Origin of the sequence: Peribacillus sp. NPDC097198 (genome assembly GCF_044762055.1) — a bacterium.
Classification (GTDB): domain Bacteria; phylum Bacillota; class Bacilli; order Bacillales; family DSM-1321; genus Peribacillus.
The window spans coordinates 19793-39450 of the sequence record NZ_JBIWDO010000012.1; the positions used below are offsets into that span (position 1 = coordinate 19793).

At 44.1% G+C, this 19658-nt stretch carries 12 protein-coding genes; 2 read left to right on the top strand and 10 right to left on the bottom strand.

Annotated features, from left to right (window positions below):
* Positions 1 to 326: 326 nt before the first annotated feature.
* The 10 genes from ACIQXQ_RS17675 to ACIQXQ_RS17720 all read right to left on the bottom strand — a co-directional run bounded on the left by ACIQXQ_RS17675 (position 327) and on the right by ACIQXQ_RS17720 (position 17233).
* The gene (locus ACIQXQ_RS17675) at positions 327 to 1673 is read right to left on the bottom strand and encodes an MFS transporter (protein WP_402959236.1); all 1347 of its coding nucleotides are present in this window, start codon (positions 1671 to 1673) and stop codon (positions 327 to 329) included.
* 106 nt (positions 1674 to 1779) lie between these two features.
* The gene (locus ACIQXQ_RS17680) at positions 1780 to 2493 is read right to left on the bottom strand and encodes a 4'-phosphopantetheinyl transferase family protein (RefSeq protein WP_402959238.1); all 714 of its coding nucleotides are present in this window, start codon (positions 2491 to 2493) and stop codon (positions 1780 to 1782) included.
* A 98-nt stretch (positions 2494 to 2591) separates the two neighbouring features.
* Complete coding sequence (locus tag ACIQXQ_RS17685) at positions 2592 to 4043, bottom strand: MDR family MFS transporter (RefSeq protein ID WP_402959239.1); 1452 nt, start codon at positions 4041 to 4043, stop codon at positions 2592 to 2594.
* A 2-nt stretch (positions 4044 to 4045) separates the two neighbouring features.
* Positions 4046 to 4267 (bottom strand): MbtH family protein, encoded by a 222-nt coding sequence (locus tag ACIQXQ_RS17690; RefSeq protein ID WP_402875615.1) that lies wholly within the window; start codon positions 4265 to 4267, stop codon positions 4046 to 4048.
* A gap of 18 nt (positions 4268 to 4285) precedes the next feature.
* Complete coding sequence (locus ACIQXQ_RS17695; RefSeq protein ID WP_402959274.1) at positions 4286 to 11461, bottom strand: amino acid adenylation domain-containing protein; 7176 nt, start codon at positions 11459 to 11461, stop codon at positions 4286 to 4288.
* A 35-nt stretch (positions 11462 to 11496) separates the two neighbouring features.
* Positions 11497 to 12405, bottom strand: a complete 909-nt coding sequence (locus ACIQXQ_RS17700) for an isochorismatase family protein (RefSeq protein ID WP_402959240.1) — start codon at positions 12403 to 12405, stop codon at positions 11497 to 11499.
* 21 nt (positions 12406 to 12426) lie between these two features.
* Complete coding sequence (locus tag ACIQXQ_RS17705) at positions 12427 to 14064, bottom strand: (2,3-dihydroxybenzoyl)adenylate synthase (RefSeq protein WP_402959276.1); 1638 nt, start codon at positions 14062 to 14064, stop codon at positions 12427 to 12429.
* Between the two features lie 21 nt (positions 14065 to 14085).
* The gene (gene dhbC / locus ACIQXQ_RS17710; RefSeq protein WP_402875607.1) at positions 14086 to 15303 is read right to left on the bottom strand and encodes an isochorismate synthase DhbC; all 1218 of its coding nucleotides are present in this window, start codon (positions 15301 to 15303) and stop codon (positions 14086 to 14088) included.
* Between the two features lie 57 nt (positions 15304 to 15360).
* Positions 15361 to 16146: a 2,3-dihydro-2,3-dihydroxybenzoate dehydrogenase gene (locus ACIQXQ_RS17715; protein ID WP_402875605.1), complete on the bottom strand. Its 786-nt coding sequence runs from the start codon at positions 16144 to 16146 to the stop codon at positions 15361 to 15363.
* A gap of 220 nt (positions 16147 to 16366) precedes the next feature.
* Entirely contained in the window at positions 16367 to 17233 is an 867-nt protein-coding gene (locus ACIQXQ_RS17720; protein WP_402959241.1) for an alpha/beta hydrolase, read from the bottom strand.
* 418 nt (positions 17234 to 17651) lie between these two features.
* On the opposite strand from ACIQXQ_RS17720, the gene ACIQXQ_RS17725 reads away from it, so the two are divergent.
* Entirely contained in the window at positions 17652 to 18620 is a 969-nt protein-coding gene (locus ACIQXQ_RS17725) for an iron-hydroxamate ABC transporter substrate-binding protein (RefSeq protein ID WP_402959243.1), read from the top strand.
* Between the two features lie 22 nt (positions 18621 to 18642).
* A complete protein-coding gene (locus tag ACIQXQ_RS17730) occupies positions 18643 to 19650 on the top strand; it encodes a FecCD family ABC transporter permease (RefSeq protein WP_402959245.1) in 1008 nt (335 codons plus the stop codon).
* Positions 19651 to 19658 lie beyond the last annotated feature (8 nt).

Sequence of the window (19658 nt, forward strand, 5' to 3'; positions counted from 1 at the left end):
TAATATATAGGCAAAGAACCCAATCTGAATGTTCAAATTGGGTTCTTTTTTTGATGGTCCTTGGTCTAGCTATGAATAATGACCGGATTTTTCCTACTTTTATGACTGCATCCCATTGAACAATATTTATTTGATGCAGTTCTTGGTTTAAAGGGTCGATTACATGATTCACAATGTCTTATTGGATATTTTATATAAGCCTTTCCCTTACACGATTGAGAGCAATACTTAGCATGTGCATTATAGCTTTTGAATGTCTTGTCACATACTTGGCAAGTATACTCAGCCAAAATCCCATCCCTCCTTTGACGCAATCAATAAAGTATTCAAATAATCTTTTGATATCGTTTGGGAGAAGAGAGTTCAAGATTCATGGTGCTATTATATTTATTTTGGACAAGACTAATGGAGATCGCCGCAATAAAAGCGGGAATCGCAAAGCTGAGGAAGTTTATATAAATAGGCAACTCCCACTCGATTAACAGCCCACCGATTGTTGGTCCCACTATAGCCCCAAACCTACCTATACCTAATGCCCACCCCAGTGCTGTCGACTTTATCTGTGTCGGATAGAACATGGAGATATAAGCATTGTTTAAATTTTGCGATCCAATTGTCGCAGCCCCTGCTATTGCCACCAAAACATATAGAAAGAATGACCCTGGTTTAAAACCAAGGAGGAGCAAGCAAACCGCGCCTATACTGAAGTAACTGATCAACACTCGTTTTGAGCCAATTCGATCTGCTAGCCAACCCCCGCATACCGAACCGACGATTGCTCCAATGTTCAAGCAACAAAGAAACAGCAGGCTGGAATTCAACGGATAGCCCGCTTTAATCATCAGTTGAGGCAACCACGTACCCAATCCATATACCATTAGCAATCCCATAAAGCATGCGATCCAAAACATGATGGTGGATCTTCCACGGCGATTCTCGAAGAGCTTTACCACTGGAACACCGGAAGTTGATAAATTCATGATAAATCGATCTGCATCATGGGGAACATAGGAGGGATTTAAACGAGCCACTATTCCCTTCGCTTTTTCATAGTCTCCCTTTTCCACATAATAATAAAGGGATTCAGGTAAAAATTTAATTAAAAAGGGAATGGCCAATAATGGAATGGCCCCTATGAAAAACATCCATTCCCATCCCAACTCCGGAATGACCTTCATTCCGAAAAGAGAGACTAATATACCTCCAATCGAATATCCGCTGAACATGATACCCACCATCATATTCTTAATCGGCTTGGGAGAATATTCAGAGGTGAGCACCACCAATAACGGCGGAATGCCACCCAAACCAAGCCCTGCAAGAAAACGGTATATCGCAAAATCTACCGGTCCCTTCGCTAAACCTGTCATTAGAGTAAACGAACCAAAAATAGCAACACAAGCTATGATTACTTTCTTTCTCCCTACTTTATCCGCTACGATCCCGCAAATAAGTGAGCCTATTAAACCACCTACCAACGTCAAACTCCCTATCAATCCCAAGATGCCCGGTGCGGTCCCCCATTCTTGACTTAAGGTTGGAATGACGGCTCCATAAACGACTAGATCATATCCATCGAAAAGGATGAGAAAAGTACACCATAGTAAAACAGTTAAATGAAAAGAGTTAACCTTACTCCCTTCTATAACCTGGGCAACATTAATTTGTTTCACATTTCATTCCTCCATCAGTAATAGGATCTATACCAGACTTAGGCCAAAGGCCATTGTTTTTATCTCGTCCCTATCTAAGCACCGTTTTCCAACGCCCTGTACATATTCAGGAATGAACATTCAAACTCTCGCATACATCCTGAAACGTGACACATGTCGGTTCATTTCTAAATTGATTTGCATTGGCATGATGGGCGCAAACAGATAAACAGTAGTGATTGTCTATTGTGTACTGTCTGCATATGTAATCCCTAATCTGTCTTTCTGTTTCTATATCTGTGATTTGGATGGATCCATTGCTACACTTTTTCATAGAAAACCCCTGTAATGGCATGGATAAGCCTTCACCAACCGCTTTCACATAACTCTCTTTCAAGGTCCAGATGTCATAAAAGGCACCAAGGCCGCCTTCTCTATCATTCAATACGTATTGATACTCTTCTTTAGTAAAAAGCTCTTTGGCGAGGGGTAAATCAAATGGTCCTATGTATTCTATATCCACACCCACTGCTTCATCATGAACCACACACACTACATATTCACCAGAGTGGGAGATATTATAGTGGAAGGAAGGAAAGTCACATAAAAACGGCTTGCCATATTCATTCGTTTGAATTCTCAGTTCCCTATCCATCGAGCCGTATTGTTCTTTTAATGCGAAACGCACCAACAAATCCCCAATCAGGGAACGATATGCATCATCAGTCTTCACAAACCTTTTCAATCGGCTCTGCCTTTCTTTTGAAACATGAACAAGCAAATTGTCTATATCCGCATTTTCCCTGCTCGCAGGCAATTTACAACTATATAGTTCAATCACATCTAGCCCCCCTTTTATACTCTTCAAACAAATAAATAGGGGCCGCTGATTAGAATCACAGCAACCCTCTATTTCAAGCATCTCCATCTGGAATTTTGTCACTTACTCATTCTGACTGGTTCTGTCTTAGGAATTTCAGTCGATTGCTGACTTGGCAAGATGCCCTTAAAGTCTTCTTTCTTCAGACGTAACGAGATAGTAAGACCTATAACAAGAAAGACTGATGAGACAAGGAGAGCATATTGATAGGATTCCAAGTTACTCTGTTCTATTCCGTTCCTTGCCACCTCGCTTGTCCCCAAGGCTCCCAACACACTCGCTAGTACGGCTACCCCAACAGCTGAGCCGAATCGATTCTGGACATTGAATAATGTAGTTGCCCTTCCCATCGATGCTGAAGTAATATTCGTGAAAATGGAAGACTGTACAGCAATCACTGCATGCCCCAAGCAGATGCCGACACTAAATAATAAGAGTCGTAAAGACCAAGGATTTGCTGTCGGACCAACAATACTAATGATGGCAAAGATTAAGGCCGTCCCAAGTAGCCCAAGGCAGATCACCTGCTGGCCATTCAATTTCTTGAAAGTCCAAGGAATCATCCTGGATGCTACCATAAGCCCCAATGCCTCAGGAAAAGTGGCCAATCCACTATCCAGGGCAGAGGCATTCATGGCATTCTGATACATTAACGGGAATATAAAGAGCATGCCCATTAATGCTGCTTGCGATAATAGAGAAATAAGGCCAAGGGAACGGAACAATTTGTCCGATAATAAGCTTAAATCCAGCATGGGTTCCTTGACCCGTAATTCTCGCCATACAAACAAACAGACAAGTATGAAGCCAATCAGTCCCGTATACATAATGACTGGAGAACTCCATCCCTTTGAAGGACCGGTACTCAGTGCATACATGACCATCGACAAACCGGCAGCTGATAACAGAAACCCTGTCAGGTCAGGCCTGCCGGCCGATGGCTCTTTATGTTCCTTCAAGAACAGCAAACCGATGAGGAAAGCGATGGTTCCAAAAGGAATGTTGATATAAAAAGCCCAGCTCCAAGATAGCTGTTCCGCAAAGAAACCACCGACAACCGGACCAATGGCTGGTGCAAAGGCAATGGGCAAGACAAGGGTCCTTGACACTTTCATTCGTTCTTTCTGAGAAAATGTCCTGAATAAGATTGCCATTCCTACTGGAGTAAGGAGTCCACCGCCTGCACCCTGCAAGGCCCGAAATAAGGTCAAGGTCTCTAGGTTTGTCGCAAATCCGCATAGAAGGGAAGCGAGTGTGAAACCCCCCAGTGCCAATAGGAAAATTTTCTTGGTACCATATCGATCCCCAAGCCACCCCGATATAGGGAGAAAGACCGCGAGGCTTACTAAGTAGCCTATATTAATACCGCTTGTGGCTGAGGGGATGACATTGAATTCCTGGCCGATGACGGGAAGAATGACATTGACGATCGTGCCGTCCATCGAAACCATGAACATGGCAAACACATAAACCATGCAAACGACTAATTTAGGATTCTCGTATATGCGCACGTTCACTTTACGCCATCAAGGCTCGATACGAGCTTTAGGCTCTTAGGCTGAAGATCCGTCCAGTTGGCATTAATATAGTCCAAGCAATTCTTTTTGCTTTCTTCTCCATAAATGGTGGACCAACCTTCTGGTATGTCCAAAAAGGCAGGCCAGAGGGAATGCTGACCTTCTTCATTTATCAATACTTTATACGTACCATTCTCGTTCTCAAAAGGGTTAGTCATTCTTCATCTCCACCTTCATTAATTAATGCGTAATTTTTTTTTCATATTTGAAAGCTTGTTTGCAATCACCTGTCCGATTTCCGCAAGTGGCTCAGGTTGACACATATCCTTATGACGGCACTCAATATCATGTTGTTCAATCAATCCATTTATATATGGTTTCCATGTATCCGTTGAAAGGCTAGGGAACCATTCTGGTATGAGTGTTGATTTAAAGAACAAAACATTACCATTGAACACTCCTGGTTCATATTCACCCATGATACGAACAGAATTCACATAGGTTTCCTTCAGGTTAAGGATTGTCTTTTCTTCCAAACTAGCTAATGCACTTCCATCTTGGTGCAGAATCTCTATGGCACCAGCATCATCCAATGGCTTGTCTCCTAAACTATCAGGATCATACCCACCCAAGGCAAGCAGGGCGATCAATGCTTCCTCATCACCAGGAGCATTAGTAGTCGGCAAAAATTGACTTGGAAACGCATCCAGAATGGCCACAAGTTGGACTTCTTCCCCCTCGTTTTGCAGTTGGGTAGCCATGGCATGCACGACATTTCCGCCCAGTGACCAACCCAATAAACGATAAGGGCCTTTTGGCTGGACCTTGCGGAGATGTTCGATATAATCCGCTGCCATCTCTACCAGTGTTTCCGGATAGCGCTCACGCTCAGAAATTCCCCGAGCTTGCAGTCCATATATCGGGTAATCTGGACCAAGAGCCGTCATCAGCCCGGCATAGCACCAGCTCAATCCTCCCGCTGGGTGTATACAGAACAGCGGAAGTTCCTCGCCACTTTTGCGTAGCGGCAACAAGACATCCAAAGCACTCTGGCTCGAGCCCATTTCAAGCCTTTCAGCTAGGCCAGCAACTGTCGGCGCTTCAAATAAGTTTCCGATGCTCAACTCAACGCCAAGCGCTTCACGTATCTTACTCATCAGCTGGACGGCAAGCAGGGAATGCCCTCCCAAATCAAAGAATCCATCATCGATTCCAACGTGTGAAAGATCAAGAATTTCCATGAACAGTTTACATAGGATTTCTTCCTGTGGCGTCCTTGGTCCACGCCCTGAAACGGCTGCACCGAAATCAGGTACTGGCAATGCCTTTCGGTCCAACTTTCCATTTGCCGTCAAAGGCAAATCGACCATTTGGACAAATGCAGATGGAATCATGTAATCTGGAAGGCCGGCTGCAACAAACCGACGTAATTCGGCTGGATTGAAAACCGCATTTGCCGCTGGCACAGCATAAGCCACCAATCTCTTATCACCTGGGTGATCTTCACGAACGATGACGGCAACTTGCTCCAGATAAGGACACTGGGCAAGTAATGATTCAATTTCTCCCAGCTCGATACGGAAACCGCGAATCTTGATTTGATGATCGGCCCGTCCCATATAGTCCAATGAGCCATCAGCACGCCATCTGGCTAAATCTCCAGTCCGATACATCCTAGTTCCTGATGGACCGAATGGATTAGCAACAAAACGCTCTGCCGTCAAACCATGACGCCCAAGATACCCGCGGGCCAAACCTGAACCAGAGACATACATCTCCCCAGTTACTCCTGCAGGTACCGGTTGTAGGCTCGCATCCAAAATATACACCCCAAGATCCGGGATGGCACAGCCTATAAGACTGTTCGCCTTCACGGCGGTGACTTCCCTGTTAAGTTCCAGATAACTTACATGAACGGTTGTTTCCGTAATTCCATACATATTAATCAATCGCGGCGCAGTTTCCGGATGACGGCTATACCAATCCTCCAAGCGGCTTAGTTCAAGTGCCTCCCCACCATAAATCACATACCGTAACGTTAGATTCTGTCCAAGTTCCGGCTTGTTACGATCCGCCTGCATTAATTGATAAAAGGCAGATGGGGTCTGGTTAAGAATCGTGACTCCTTCATCCACAAGGAGCTGTAAAAACTCTTCTGGTGACCGGCTGGTTGAATGAGGTACAACTATAAGCTTCCCACCATGAAGAAGCGCGCCCCATATTTCCCATACCGAAAAATCGAAAGCATAAGAGTGAAACATCGTCCAAACATCATCCGAATTGAAATGGTACCAGTCTTCTGTCGACCCAAAGAGCCGGACTACATTTTGATGGGGGATGACTACCCCTTTCGGTACACCTGTTGAACCTGATGTATAAATAATATAAGCTGCGTTTAAAGGTGATAAAGGCTGTTTCCGTTCACGATCTAGTGGGTTATTTGTTGAATATCGTGACATTTCCACTAAAGTGCTCGGATCGTCCAATACAATTTGTTGAATATCACGCAGATCCGGAAGGCTAGTTGCCACAATGGAACTTGTAAGGACGTAGCTAGGCTTCGCATCCTGAAGCATGAAAGACAATCTGTCGATAGGATATTCAGGATCTAGAGGCAAATAAGCCGCCCCCGCCTTCAGTACAGCAAGTATGCCAACCACCATATCCAATGATCTTGGTGTGGCCAATGCTACAAATTGCTCCGATGCAACCCCTTTAGCCATTAGCAGACGGGCAAGCTGGTTTGCCCTATGATTTAGCTCTTCATATGTTAGGGATTCATCTTCATATACAGCAGCTATTTTATCTGGATACCTGTTCACTTGTTCTTCAAACAAAGCTGGTAAACAGGAATCAGGGGTTTCTTCACCATGCTGATTCCAATCAACAAGAATTTCTTGACGTTCTTTTGGCTCCAATATTTCCAATCGTCCGATTGTCTGGTCCGGGTCCATTACAGCCCCCTCTAATACTCGTACGAATCGGTTAAGCATCCTTTCGATTGTTTCAGGTTTATATAGATCTGCACTATATTCAAGAAACCCGCTCATTCCATCCGGTTTTCCTGTGTCATCATGCATTTCCCGAATCTCAATCGTCATATCGAATTTGGAAGTCCCCACACTATATAGCTCTAGGTTGGAATGAATGCTCGGAAGCTCTAGCTTTGGCTCAGGCGTATTCTGCAGGGCAAGCATGATTTGGAATAATGGATGCCTAGATCGTGAACGTGGTGGATTCAGTTCTTCTACCAAGCGTTCAAAAGGCAAGTCTTGATGTTCATACGCCTGTAAATCAACATTCCTTACCCTTTCAAGAAGTTCACGGAAAGTTGGGTCTCCAGAAGTATCCGTACGGAGCACCAAGGTATTAATAAATAATCCGACTATTTCGCTCAAAGCATCGTCGCTTCGCCCTGCAATCGGACTTCCAATCGGAATGTCGGTACCCGCTCCAAGGCGAGTAAGCAAGGTCGCAAGTCCCGCCTGCAATACCATGAATAAGCTGACTCCGTTTTCACGAGCCACATCCACTAATCTACGATGCAGGACAGGAGAAATCATAAACTTCAATGTATCCCCCTTATAGCTTGGTTCGATAGGCCGAGGGAAATCCATAGGCAACTCCAACTGATCGGGAAGATTCGCCAGAGTCTCCTTCCAATAATCAAGCTGCTCTTTCACTAAGCTAGCTTCATCGTTCTCTTTTCCCAACAATTCTTCCTGCCAAAGCGCATAATCCGCATATTGGACAGGAAGAGGAGTCAAGTTTGGTACCTCTCCAAGAATCCTGGCTTTATAAGCCGCAGACAAATCTCGCGTAAGAGGGGTAAGGGACCATCCATCGGCTACAATGTGATGTAAAAGTAAAACTAAAACATGCTGATCCGGTTCCACTGAGAAAAGCTGAGCATAAATGGATGGCTCCACAGCGAGATTAAAGCTATAACGCGTAGCGACTGCAATCTCCGCATCCAGGTCCGCCGCTTTTACTCTAGTTATTAACAATTCAACCCGGGCCTCAGAAGGGTCAATGATGCTTTGATGGGCATTCCCCTCCGTTACTGGAAAAATCGTCCGTAACGTATCATGATGAGCAACCAGGTCATTGATTGCTGCCTCGAGAGCATTCGTATCAAGGTTTCCTGATAATTCTATGACCAACGGAATATTATAGGTTGGACTAGGGCCTTCAAGACTGTGTAGGAACCACAATCTCCTCTGTGCAAAGGAAAGGGGTATCTTTTCAGGCTTACTCGTTTTTTTCACGGGCAATCGGGCACTTTTTCCATTGGAGAGCTGTTTTGCAAGACCCGCCACGGTCGGTGACTCAAAAATCTTGCCTATGCCGAGTTCCACTCCGAATGTATTGCGTATTCGTGCCATCAGAGTTGATGCTAGGAGTGAATGCCCACCTAAATTAAAGAAGCTATCATCAATTCCTACTCTAGATAGACCTAGAACTTCAGCAAACAACTCGCTCAGAATTTCCTCTTGCGGTGTTCTTGGTGCTCGGTCTGAAATCAGCGAGTAGAGATCGGGCACTGGCAATTCTTTACGATTAAGCTTCCCATTTGGAGTTAGCGGCAACTCTTGCATCTCAACGATTGCCGATGGAATCATATAATCCGGAAGACTACTGCCAATAAATGCGCGAAGTTCCCCTGGATCCACTGTCGAATCCAGCGAAGGAACAATATAAGCCACAATTCGTTTATCGCCAGGAATATCCTCACGTACAATCACGGCCGCTTGTAAAACCTCAGGATGTTGGACAAGCTTTGCCTCGATTTCTCCAAGCTCGATCCGAAAACCACGTATTTTAATTTGATGATCAGCGCGACTAATATAATCCAGTGAACCATCCACCCTCCAACGAACCAAATCACCTGTACGGTACATCCGGCTGCCCTTAGGACCATTCGGGTTGGCAACAAAACGCTCTGCTGTTAAATCCGGGCGACCTAAATACCCCCGGGCTAGCCCTTTCCCTGCAATATACAATTCGCCAACGATTCCGGGAGGGACTGGTTGTAAACCTGCATCGAGTACAAACACCTGTGTATTCCAAAGAGGTGATCCTATGGCGGGCATGCCTGTCTGACTGGAATCCAACTTTTTAGATGTCGACCATATCGTCGTTTCAGTTGGACCATATAAGTTGGTTACTTCACACCCTAAATCCTTTAATGCAGTGGCTAGACTAATGGAAAGAGCCTCCCCACCAACAAGTACCTTAAGCCCCTTGATTACATCTGGATAATTGGAAACCATGGCATGCCAAAGCGTCGGTGTCGCCTGCATGATGGTAATATCATGTTCGGTAATGATGTCTGCCAACGCCTTGGGTTCTTGTATCTTCTCCTTGGCTGCAACGACGCAGCTGGCTCCATTAAGAAGTGGCAAGTACATTTCTAAACCGGATATGTCAAATGCGATGGTGGTGACCGCCAGAAGCCTATCTTCTTGATTCAAGGAAAATTGGCTTTGCATGGAAGAAAGGAAATTAATCAAGCCTTCCGATTGAATGACGACACCTTTTGGATTCCCTGTGGAACCGGATGTATAGATCATATAAGCTGGGTTAAGAGGTGATATGGCTCCATTCCTCTTTGACTCATCCACATTTCCATCGGAATATTTTCCTGATGAAAGAGCATGCTCTGCCTCATCCAATAAGATGAGTTCCGTTTCGCCACCACTTGGTAATTTTGAAGCAATTTCCCGGTTTGTTATTAGACAAATAGGCTTCGCGTCGTTCAATATGTATTCAATGCGGTCAATGGGATAATCGGGATCGATTGGTAAATATGCAGCCCCTGTCTTTAATACGCCCAACATGACCACGACCATGTTCGCAGAGCGTGGTAAAGCAATCGCCACGAAGTTTTCCGGACCTAGATTTTTTTCCAATAAAAGATGGGCAAATTGATTGGCACGCTTATTCAATTCCTCATAACTAAGGACCGTCTTTTCATCTACCAGGGCTGTTAAGTATGGGCTTTTAGCTACTTGTTTTTCAAACAGGCTTGGCAAGTTGGCAGGCGGAATCTCCTCGGCGGTTTGATTCCACTGATGCATGACCCTCTCACGTTCTTCTGGTAAAAGCACTTCAAGTTCCCCGATCATCTGGACCTCTTCTGCAGTGGCCACCTTCTCGAGCAACCTTAAGAATCGGGTATGGTGAATGCCTAGCTCTTCCAAATCGTACACTTCCGGGTTAGCATCCAAATCGATTCTTAATCCATTTCCATCAGACTTGTCATATATGTTTATCGATATGTCATCGACCGGGCCTGTAGCCAGCTTATGTGTAATGGCTTGATTACCCGCAAAGTCCAATCCATAATCAAAAGGCATGACATTGATTTGCGGACCGAATAATCTTTGATTATCTCCAAGAAGCTTAAGGTCACGGCGAAGTTCTTCATGTCTATAGTTTTGATGGCGGCGGATATGACGCACTTCGCTTGATACTTGCTTCACTACTTCCTTCAACGCCATATCCGGTCGAACGGTTATACGCAGTGGAAGTAAGTTCATCACCATACTCGGAATATTGATTGAAGCAGAGCCTAAACGCCCCATCATCGGCAGGGAGAGGATGACGTCTTCCGTTCCCGTCAGACGATGAATATATACAGCAGTGACAGCCATGGCCACTTCATGCCACGTCCCCGAATATTTATGAGCATTTTTTTTAAAGGATTGTGTGGCAACAGTCGATAAATAACCCGTTTGGCTAAGAAAACGGTTAGATGTCCTAGGAGCCCGTTCAGCAAGGCTCATGACTTCCGGTTGATCAGCAAAGCGCTCCAGCCAAAAATGACGATCGGCTTCGAATTTCTCGGACGCCCTGTATCTAGCATCTTCCTCCAATAGCTTAACGAAGGGACTAAAGGCTGCCTCCTCACATGGTTGACCTTGGACAAGTGCCGTATACAGCTTCGCCACTCGCTGCGATATTAGTGAAAATCCAAAGGCGTCCATAACAATATGATGAATCCGCTGATACCAGAAATACCGTTCTGGCCCGACCTTAAACAACGCTTGAGAGAATAGTCTGTCCATTTTTAGGTTAATAGGTTGAAGCAAGTCTTCTTTCATCCATTGTAAGGCCTTCTCTTCAGGATTATCTTGATCACTTACATCCAAGAATTGAAAGGGAATTTCATTTGCCTCACCCATGACTTGATAGGGCCCACTTTGGTCTTCCCCAAAGTGGATGTGTAAACTTTCGGCCTCCCTTACTGCCTGCATGAGCGCTGCTTCAAACTTACTTACTTCCATTTTCCCTTTAATCTCTATGTATTCACCCGTATTGTAAATCGGGTTATCCGGCTCTAGTTGCTGCGCAAACCATATGCCTGACTGTGCGCCGGACAATGCCATGCGAGTTTTTTGGTTCTCCATATTACTCACCTCATTTACCTCCTTTTCACATCGGATCAAGCTAAAACTTTCTGGGAAGATAGCAGGTTCCACCAATCAGCAATTGTCGGTTTCTCAGCCATTTGCATGAAATTGATTTCCGCCCCTTTTCCTCTCAACATTTCCACAAGGCTCATCATGCGAATGGAGTCCATTCCTCTATCGATTAAATCCTCATGATCTTCAAGACCTTCTGAAGGGTCTTCGCCAAGAAGGTCGAAAATCATCATCCTTAATTCCTCTATTGTCCAATCGGCTCCTTCCTGACTAGCAGGTGATGTTTGTTCACTGACTTGTAATTGGTCAAGCAACTGAAGCGTTGAAGTTGTAAACGCACATCGCTCTGCGGCATATTTCAGGGCCATTTTATGTTCTTCCAACGAAAAATCAGCGACCGCATCGGCCACCAGGAATGGTTGTATATCTTGCATAAACGCTTCGCTTGCCGTTAAAAGGCATCCAATATGGGCATATACTCCACAAATAATAAGTTGATCACGTCCCTGTTCTTCCATTAATTCAAGAAGATTGGTTCGTTTGAATGCACTGTATCTCCACTTAGTCAGCATGATGTCGTCATCAGACGGAGCAACGTCGCCCACGATTCTTGTCTGGTTCGGGTCATCATCGAGCCCCGTTCCCCAAAAATCTGTCAGGAGCGCACGGTCCTTAGGATTTTGATCTCCCGGTTGCGCCGTATAAACTACCGGTATGCCTAATTCCACACAACGATCCTTGATGGTTGTTATGTTCTTCAATAGTTCCGGTATGGGTGAATCATTTTTTTCGAAAAAATCGATAAAATATTGTTGCATATCATGAATGAGAAGAACCGAACGCTTCGGTTCCGCCTTCCATGCCACCTTATTTTTTGGTAAATCAGATTCAACTGGCATTGCATATGGTGTGATAGCGGGAATAGCCATCAAATCACTCCTTTTTCTAATTTATTTTAATAATGTTGCTATTTTACGTTCATTTAGCTTGTCAGAAATGATTTGTCGAAGTGCCTTTTTGCTTACTTTTCCTAATGGCGTTTTAGGAAAGGTCTCGATGAATTCCACTCGGTCGGGAATTTTAAATGTAGCCAGACCCCTATCCTTCAAGAACTGTTTGAGATCTCTGGCTTTAGGGGTTTCCCCCCTTGGTATCACGAATGCGCATGACCGCTCCCCAAGGTATTCATCAGGCATCGAGACAATGGCTGCATCATGAACGGCTTCATGGGCCAGCAGATGGTTTTCCACTTCTTCTGCCGCAATTTTTTCGCCACCTCGATTGATTTGATCCTTATCTCGGCCCTCAACGACTAAATAGCCTGAAGAATTTATGCTTACCAAGTCACCCGTACGGTAAAATCCATCTTTAGTAAAGGCCTTCTCATTATGTTCCGGTGCCTTGTAATAACCGCAAATCGTATAAGGCCCCCTTGTCAATAATGTCCCTACTTCACCGGGCGCAACTTCCTTATCTTCTTCATCAACCACACGAATTTCATCAAATTCTGACATTGGACTTCCTTGAGTGTTCACGATGAGCTCATTTGAATCATCAAGCCTCGTATAATTCACTAGTCCTTCCGCCATGCCGAATACTTGCTGTAATTTACACTGAAAGGCCGGGCCTACTCGACGGGCGGCCTCAGCGCTAAACTTCGCTCCTCCAACTTGCATCACTTGAAGGCTTGATAAATCATCATTACGGGATGAAACGGCTTCAAGCCATCTCAATGCAAGGGGCGGTACGAGTGCGGTAATCGTCGCACCATGTTTTTCAATGAGAGGAAATGCTTCATCAGGGCTAGGACCAGGTGAAAGGACAACCTGTCCCCCACCATATAATGTGCCTAGGATGCCAGGAGAACTCATCGTAAAGTTATGGGCGATAGGAAGCACCGCTAGATAGATGCTATCTTGATTGATTCCGCAAATTTCAGCACTTAACCTTAAACTGTATATGTAATCATCATGTGTTCTTGGAATTAACTTTGATAAACCCGTACTTCCGCCGGATAACTGTAGGAAAGCGACATCACTAGACTGGACGATTGTTTCCACCAATTCGTCAGGTTCTCCGTATAAACCTTCCAAACTTGTGAACTCCTCTGCGTCCCCTGTCACAATCACATTCAACAAGCTATCATTCTTACTTTGAACGCCTCGGGCAAGTGTTCTGTAGTCAAATCCACCATGTTTATCTGGAATGATGTAAGCAACGGCTTCAGTGAACTCGCAAAAATACCCGATTTCATTGCTGCGATGGGAAGGAAGGGCATATACAGGAAGAGCCCCGATCCTGAATAAGGCGAAAATGACTTCAAAAAACTCAACGACATTAGGAAGCTGGATGACGACCCTGTCATTCTTCTTTATCCCTAACTTTTGAAGGCCGACCGCTAACCGATCGGCACGGTCGTCCAACTCTGCATAAGTCAGGTTTCTTTCCCCTCCGGTAATGGCAATCCGATCTCCATGCTCCTTGGCACGGTCACGTAGTATGCCGCCAAAGGTCTCCCCTTTCCAACAACCTTCTTTTCTATATAAATCAGCCAAATCCTTAGGCCACGAAGTAAAACCTTCTAACATCATCTTTCCCCTCCATGCCAATTACTTTGATAATTCCGTATCAATCCCCATTGCGCGAAGCATGGTTTGAAACTTAGCCGAAGTTTCGGCAAGTTCTTCTTCCGGTTTAGATTCTCCGACCACGCCGGCTCCGGCAAACAAACGAAGCGCCTTTTCTTCCACTTCTGCGCATCGAATGGTGACGATCCATTCACCGTCACCATTTGCATCACACCACCCAACCATTCCCGTGAAATATCCCCGATCGAAAGGTTCAATCTCCAAGATGGATTCCCTTGCCCGCTCAAACGGCGAACCGCATACGGCAGGAGTCGGGTGAAGCGCGATGGCAAGCTCCAAAGAAGAAGTTTCAGGATCCACAAGTTCCCCCTTCACTTCTGTCGATAGATGCCACATTGTCTCTGTACTTATTACCGATGGGCTTTTGGGGACTTCCATCTTCTTGAAAAATGGACGAAGTGCTTCCGCCACTGCCTCTACTACGACAGCATGTTCATGTAAATCTTTTGAAGAAGAAAGCAATTCCTTCGAACGTCTTTGATCTTCCACTGGATCGTCACTTCGCGGTCGGGAGCCTGCCAACGGATTAGCCACCACGTGTAATCCAGTTCTTGAAACTAGTAGTTCCGGGCTTGCGCCGATTAATGTTTTGGTGCAAACGCTTGAATCTTCTTGCTCTCCCAAATCAACGGCAAATGTATAACCCTTTGTATTTTGTCTTGCCAAGTTATGAAGCAACTCATTGATATTTACACTTATCGAAGATGTAAGTTGCAAGGACCGAGCCAAGACGATTTTGTCCAGATGACCACTGGCTATCTGTACTAGTCCTTCTTCGACACCTTCTTTATATTGGGCAGGCTCTGGAACCGATTTAATTTGGTATGTAGGGACTGAATCCGTCTCCACTGTTCTACTAGGACCATATTCTTGAACACGTACAGTTGAATGTATCGTCTCTGGCACATGCAGATTAGCGGGCTTCTTATAATCGAACGGTATGGCGCCGGTGACGATTGGATTATCCTGTCCAAGCCTTTTTGCTCGCTCCAACGTTGCTGCAACCCTGTTAGCAAGATCCTCCATCTGATTCTCTTTTTCTTCATTTCCCGGAACCGTTAGCAAGGAACCTTTTCCCAATAAGGTTTGGTTCGGGCTTGATAGAAAGAAGTCGCCATCTTGGTAATCTTCCAACATCGGTTTTTCCAATACAGTCGAATTATATGGATGTTTAGTCATGTGCTATAACCCCTTCGTTATTGAATAGTCAGATATTATAGTGGTCTTCCGAGCTTATTAGACTCCTAATGTAGCTCCACCATCTACACAAAGATTACTCATGGTAATATGATTTGATTGGTCGGATATGAAGAAAAGAATGGCATCGACAATGTTAGAAGGTTCCGCAATTTTTTTCAGTGGAATTCCTACTTTATATAATTCAGGCATGCCATCGATGACCGGTTTTACCCCATTATCACCTTCCCATAAAGACCACTGCATTTCCGTAGCGGTCGAACCAGGAGCAACGATGTTACAACGAATATTATGCTGAGCTAATTCCAAGCCTAGGCACTTAGTAAACATGGTGGCCGCTGCCTTGGATGCCGCATAGGCCGCTAAATTGATTCGTGGGACACTCGCTGCATTGGAACCCACTGTAACAATCGAACCTTTTTTCCTGTTTATCATATGTTTACTCACGGAACGGGAGACATTGAAGACACCAGTGGAATTGACGGCAAAAGTCCTTTGCCAGTCTTGATCACTATAGGACTCGATTAGCCCCGGGCTAAGAACCCCGGCTACATTCACCAATATTTCTATTGGACCAATCTCTCGCTCGACCGTATCAACAATGCGGTCGATGGCTGGACTATCACTTACATCTGCTGAAAACCCATATACCTCTAAACCTTTAGACTTCAAGGCATCTACGTGTTTCTGTAATTTATCTGTTTGGAAGTCAACCGCCGCTACTACGATACCAAGCTTGGCTAACGACTGAACGACTGCACCTCCAATCCCTTGTGCTCCTCCCGTTACGAGTGCCACTTTCCCCTTACATTCCTGAAAGTACATGCTTAACTCTCCCTTTCTTAATAAAAGAATCTAGTGCAACCATGCAACAGATTCTCAGTTTCATTACAAAAATCGTTTGGTAGAGAACCCTTTAACCAGCTCTCCCTCTATCTTTTATCAATAATGATAATCATTATCATTTAAATTCTACAGGTAATGTTATACATTTCTATCTTCACGGTCAATGGGTATTCATCGATTTGCTAAGAAAGACCTATTCCTACACAGGTCCATTTGCCCTTAAAGCAAAACGTAGTCCCTTGTTAATTAATGGAGGTAAAACAGACACGTGATTTTCCTCCTCGAACTCCGTGAACTTTACATGTAGCCAGCCTTTCGTTGAAGTTCTTAAACGGTTAGAGAGTTCTAATGCATTTTCATTCATGCCACTTTTGTGATTTTTTTCGAATTCCCCCACACCTACAAATAAGGAGATATCCCTATCATCCCTTCCCAATCGACTCAGGAAATGATTCTCTTCTTCCGAAAACCACTTTTTATTCCAATGAATCGAGGGACTACCCGCGATATATGTTTGAAAAGCTTGAGGATTACTGAATAAGGTATACAGGGTAAACAAGCCACCTAATGAATGACCGAGAAGCGCTTGTCTACCCCGGTTGATGTTAATGGAACTCATAATCTCGGGCTTGAGGTCTTCTTCAATGAAATTCAAGAAGTTCGCCGCCCCTCCATGTGGAGGCCAATCCCCCCCATCAGGTTTCTTTGGCAATTCTGAATAATCGACGGGCAATGTGAAGTCATAATAACGGTCGGTGGAAAATGCTCCGTCTATCGGATATCCAATACCGACGATAACGGCAGGTACGATCCCTGTCTTTTCAGGTCGCTTCGACTGCAAACGCATGGCCTCGACAATGGTTCCAAACACCGAATTGGCGTCGAGCACATATATGACTGGAAATCCTCCTGCTGGCTGTGCCTCTTTTGGTCGATAGATGAAAATTTGGTACATCCGTCCTTCCCTACTAGATTTCATGAGGAATTGACTCGTCCCTTTCAAGACTACTTCTCTATCTTCCCTAAAGTGACCCACCATTGCTGCCTTATCCTTTTCTTTCTCCATATTCTTTCATTCCTCCCATTACCTAATTTTCGACTATTAATCTTCACTTCTAGTTATCATGTATTTCATAACCCATTTATTGATAGTACTTACTTCCCACTAAATGATAATGTTTCTCATTTAGTTTATCAACAATGGTGAAATTTGCAACCACGCCTTTTCCTGAATAACTTTTTCTTAGAAAATTAATGATGATATTTTATTTTTTTACAAAAATGCTATTGATAATTTTGCAGATTACCTATATATTGTATATTGCATGATAATGATAATCGTTATCACTAGTTACCTTCGTTTAACTCACTAGATTCCTAGTTGGACAGGTATCGAAATAAATTTTTAACTGCGCTAGAGAGCATCTACATATTGTTTGTAACACATTTTTAAAAAAATATTTTAGAATAAGGGGAGTTAGAACATGAAGAAAAAGTTAATGGTACTTGGCATGGCGGCAGTCTTTAGTATTGGACTTGGAGCTTGCGGTAATGCTGAAAACAGTTCAGGAGATACTTCTGAAAAAAGCAGTGCGACCGAAACGAAGAAGCAAGAGACACAAAAGATAAGCTATCTTGGCAAGGAATATACGATTCCTTCTGAAGTTAAAAGAATAGTGACAGCAAGTTTGGAGTCAATGGAAGATGCCGCTGCATTAGGAGTTAAACCAGTGGGTGCTATAACGGTAGGTGGGAAACTTCCAGAATATTTGGCGAAAGACCTTGAGGGTGCAGAGTCAATTGGTGAGAAAATGCAGCCAAACTACGAAACCATTCTTGGCCTTAAACCAGATGCTATCATGTGGACATCCAAATCCGACGGTACGGTAACGGAAAAATTAGATAAAGTGGCTACAACATTCCCTTACTCACATATTTCTACTGATTGGGAGGACAACTTACGATTAATGGCCAAGCTGTCCGGCACGGAAGACAAGGCCGAATCCATCATCTCTCAATACAAAGAGGATGCTGAAAAAGCAAAAGTGGAAGTCGGCGAAAACCTGAAGGATAAAAAGGTAATGGTTGTGAGGGTAAGAAACGGTAGTCTATTCCTCTATCCTCAAGATATATACTTCAACCCAGTGTTATATGCTGATTTAGGATTAACGGTTCCTGAAGAAATTAAACCAGTCAAAGCGCAAGAAATGATTGCATTAGAGAAATTTGCTGAAATTAACCCGGACTATATCTTCCTACAGTTCTCAGAAAGCGAAAATGCTGAAAAACCAAAAGCTTTAGAAGAATTGGAAAGCAACTCCATATGGAAGAGCATCGAGGCTGTTAAAAACGATAAGGTGTTTGTGAACTCTGTTGATCCGCTTGCACAAGGTGGAACAGCTTGGAGTAAAACATCCTTCTTAAAAGCTGCATCGGAAAATTTAGCTAAATAAGCAGTAAGGTGCGTTGATTGATATGGCAAAAATAAATTCATTACCGATCATAATTCTATGTATGGCACCCGTCTTAATTATTCTGACAACCATTTTGTCCATTCTTTATGGTGCAAAAAATATAGACTTTATAACAGTATGGAATGCATTTTTGCATTATGACCCAGAGAACGTCGATCATGCTATTATAATCACTTCACGATTGCCAAGGGTTCTGGGTGCCCTTCTTGTTGGGGCATTTTTAGCCATATCAGGAGCACTCATGCAGGGGATGACAAGAAACTATCTTGCATCCCCTTCAATCATGGGAGTGACCGATGGCTCTGCATTTGTCATCACTCTTTGCATGGTTTTCGCTCCTGGCATGTCTTCTTTCCATATGATTCTTTTTTCGATGCTGGGTTCTGCCTTAGGGGCTGGCATAGTTTTTGGTTTTGGTTCATTACTACATAATGGTTTATCCCCGGTACGCCTAGCCATAATCGGTACGGTAATCGGAACATTTTTGAGTAGTATATCGGCTGCGATAGCCTCCTACTTCCAAATTTCCCAGAGTGTTAGTTTTTGGTATAATGCAAGATTGCATCAGATCAATCCGGACATCCTGAAACTTTCGATCCCCATTGGGGCAATTGGCATCATCCTTGCTCTATTCATTTCCAAATCCATCACCATTCTATCTCTGGGGGATGAAGTCTCCATCAACTTAGGTCAACGTACGAAACTAGTTAAGCTTGTTTCCCTACTCTCTGTCGTATGCCTAACGGGTATTGCAGTGGCACTCGTCGGCAAGATTGGGTTTATAGGGTTGATCATCCCACACATCACACGCTTTTTAATAGGAATCGATTATAAATGGATCGTTCCCTGTGCTGGTGTAATCGGTGGAATTTTCCTAGCATTATGCGATGTAATCAGTAGGTTCGTTAATTATCCATTCGAAACGCCGATCGGAGTGGTCACCTCCTTAATCGGCATCCCTTTCTTCCTATATTTAATAAGAACGAAAGGAGGAGAAAAAAGTGTATAGTCAATCAT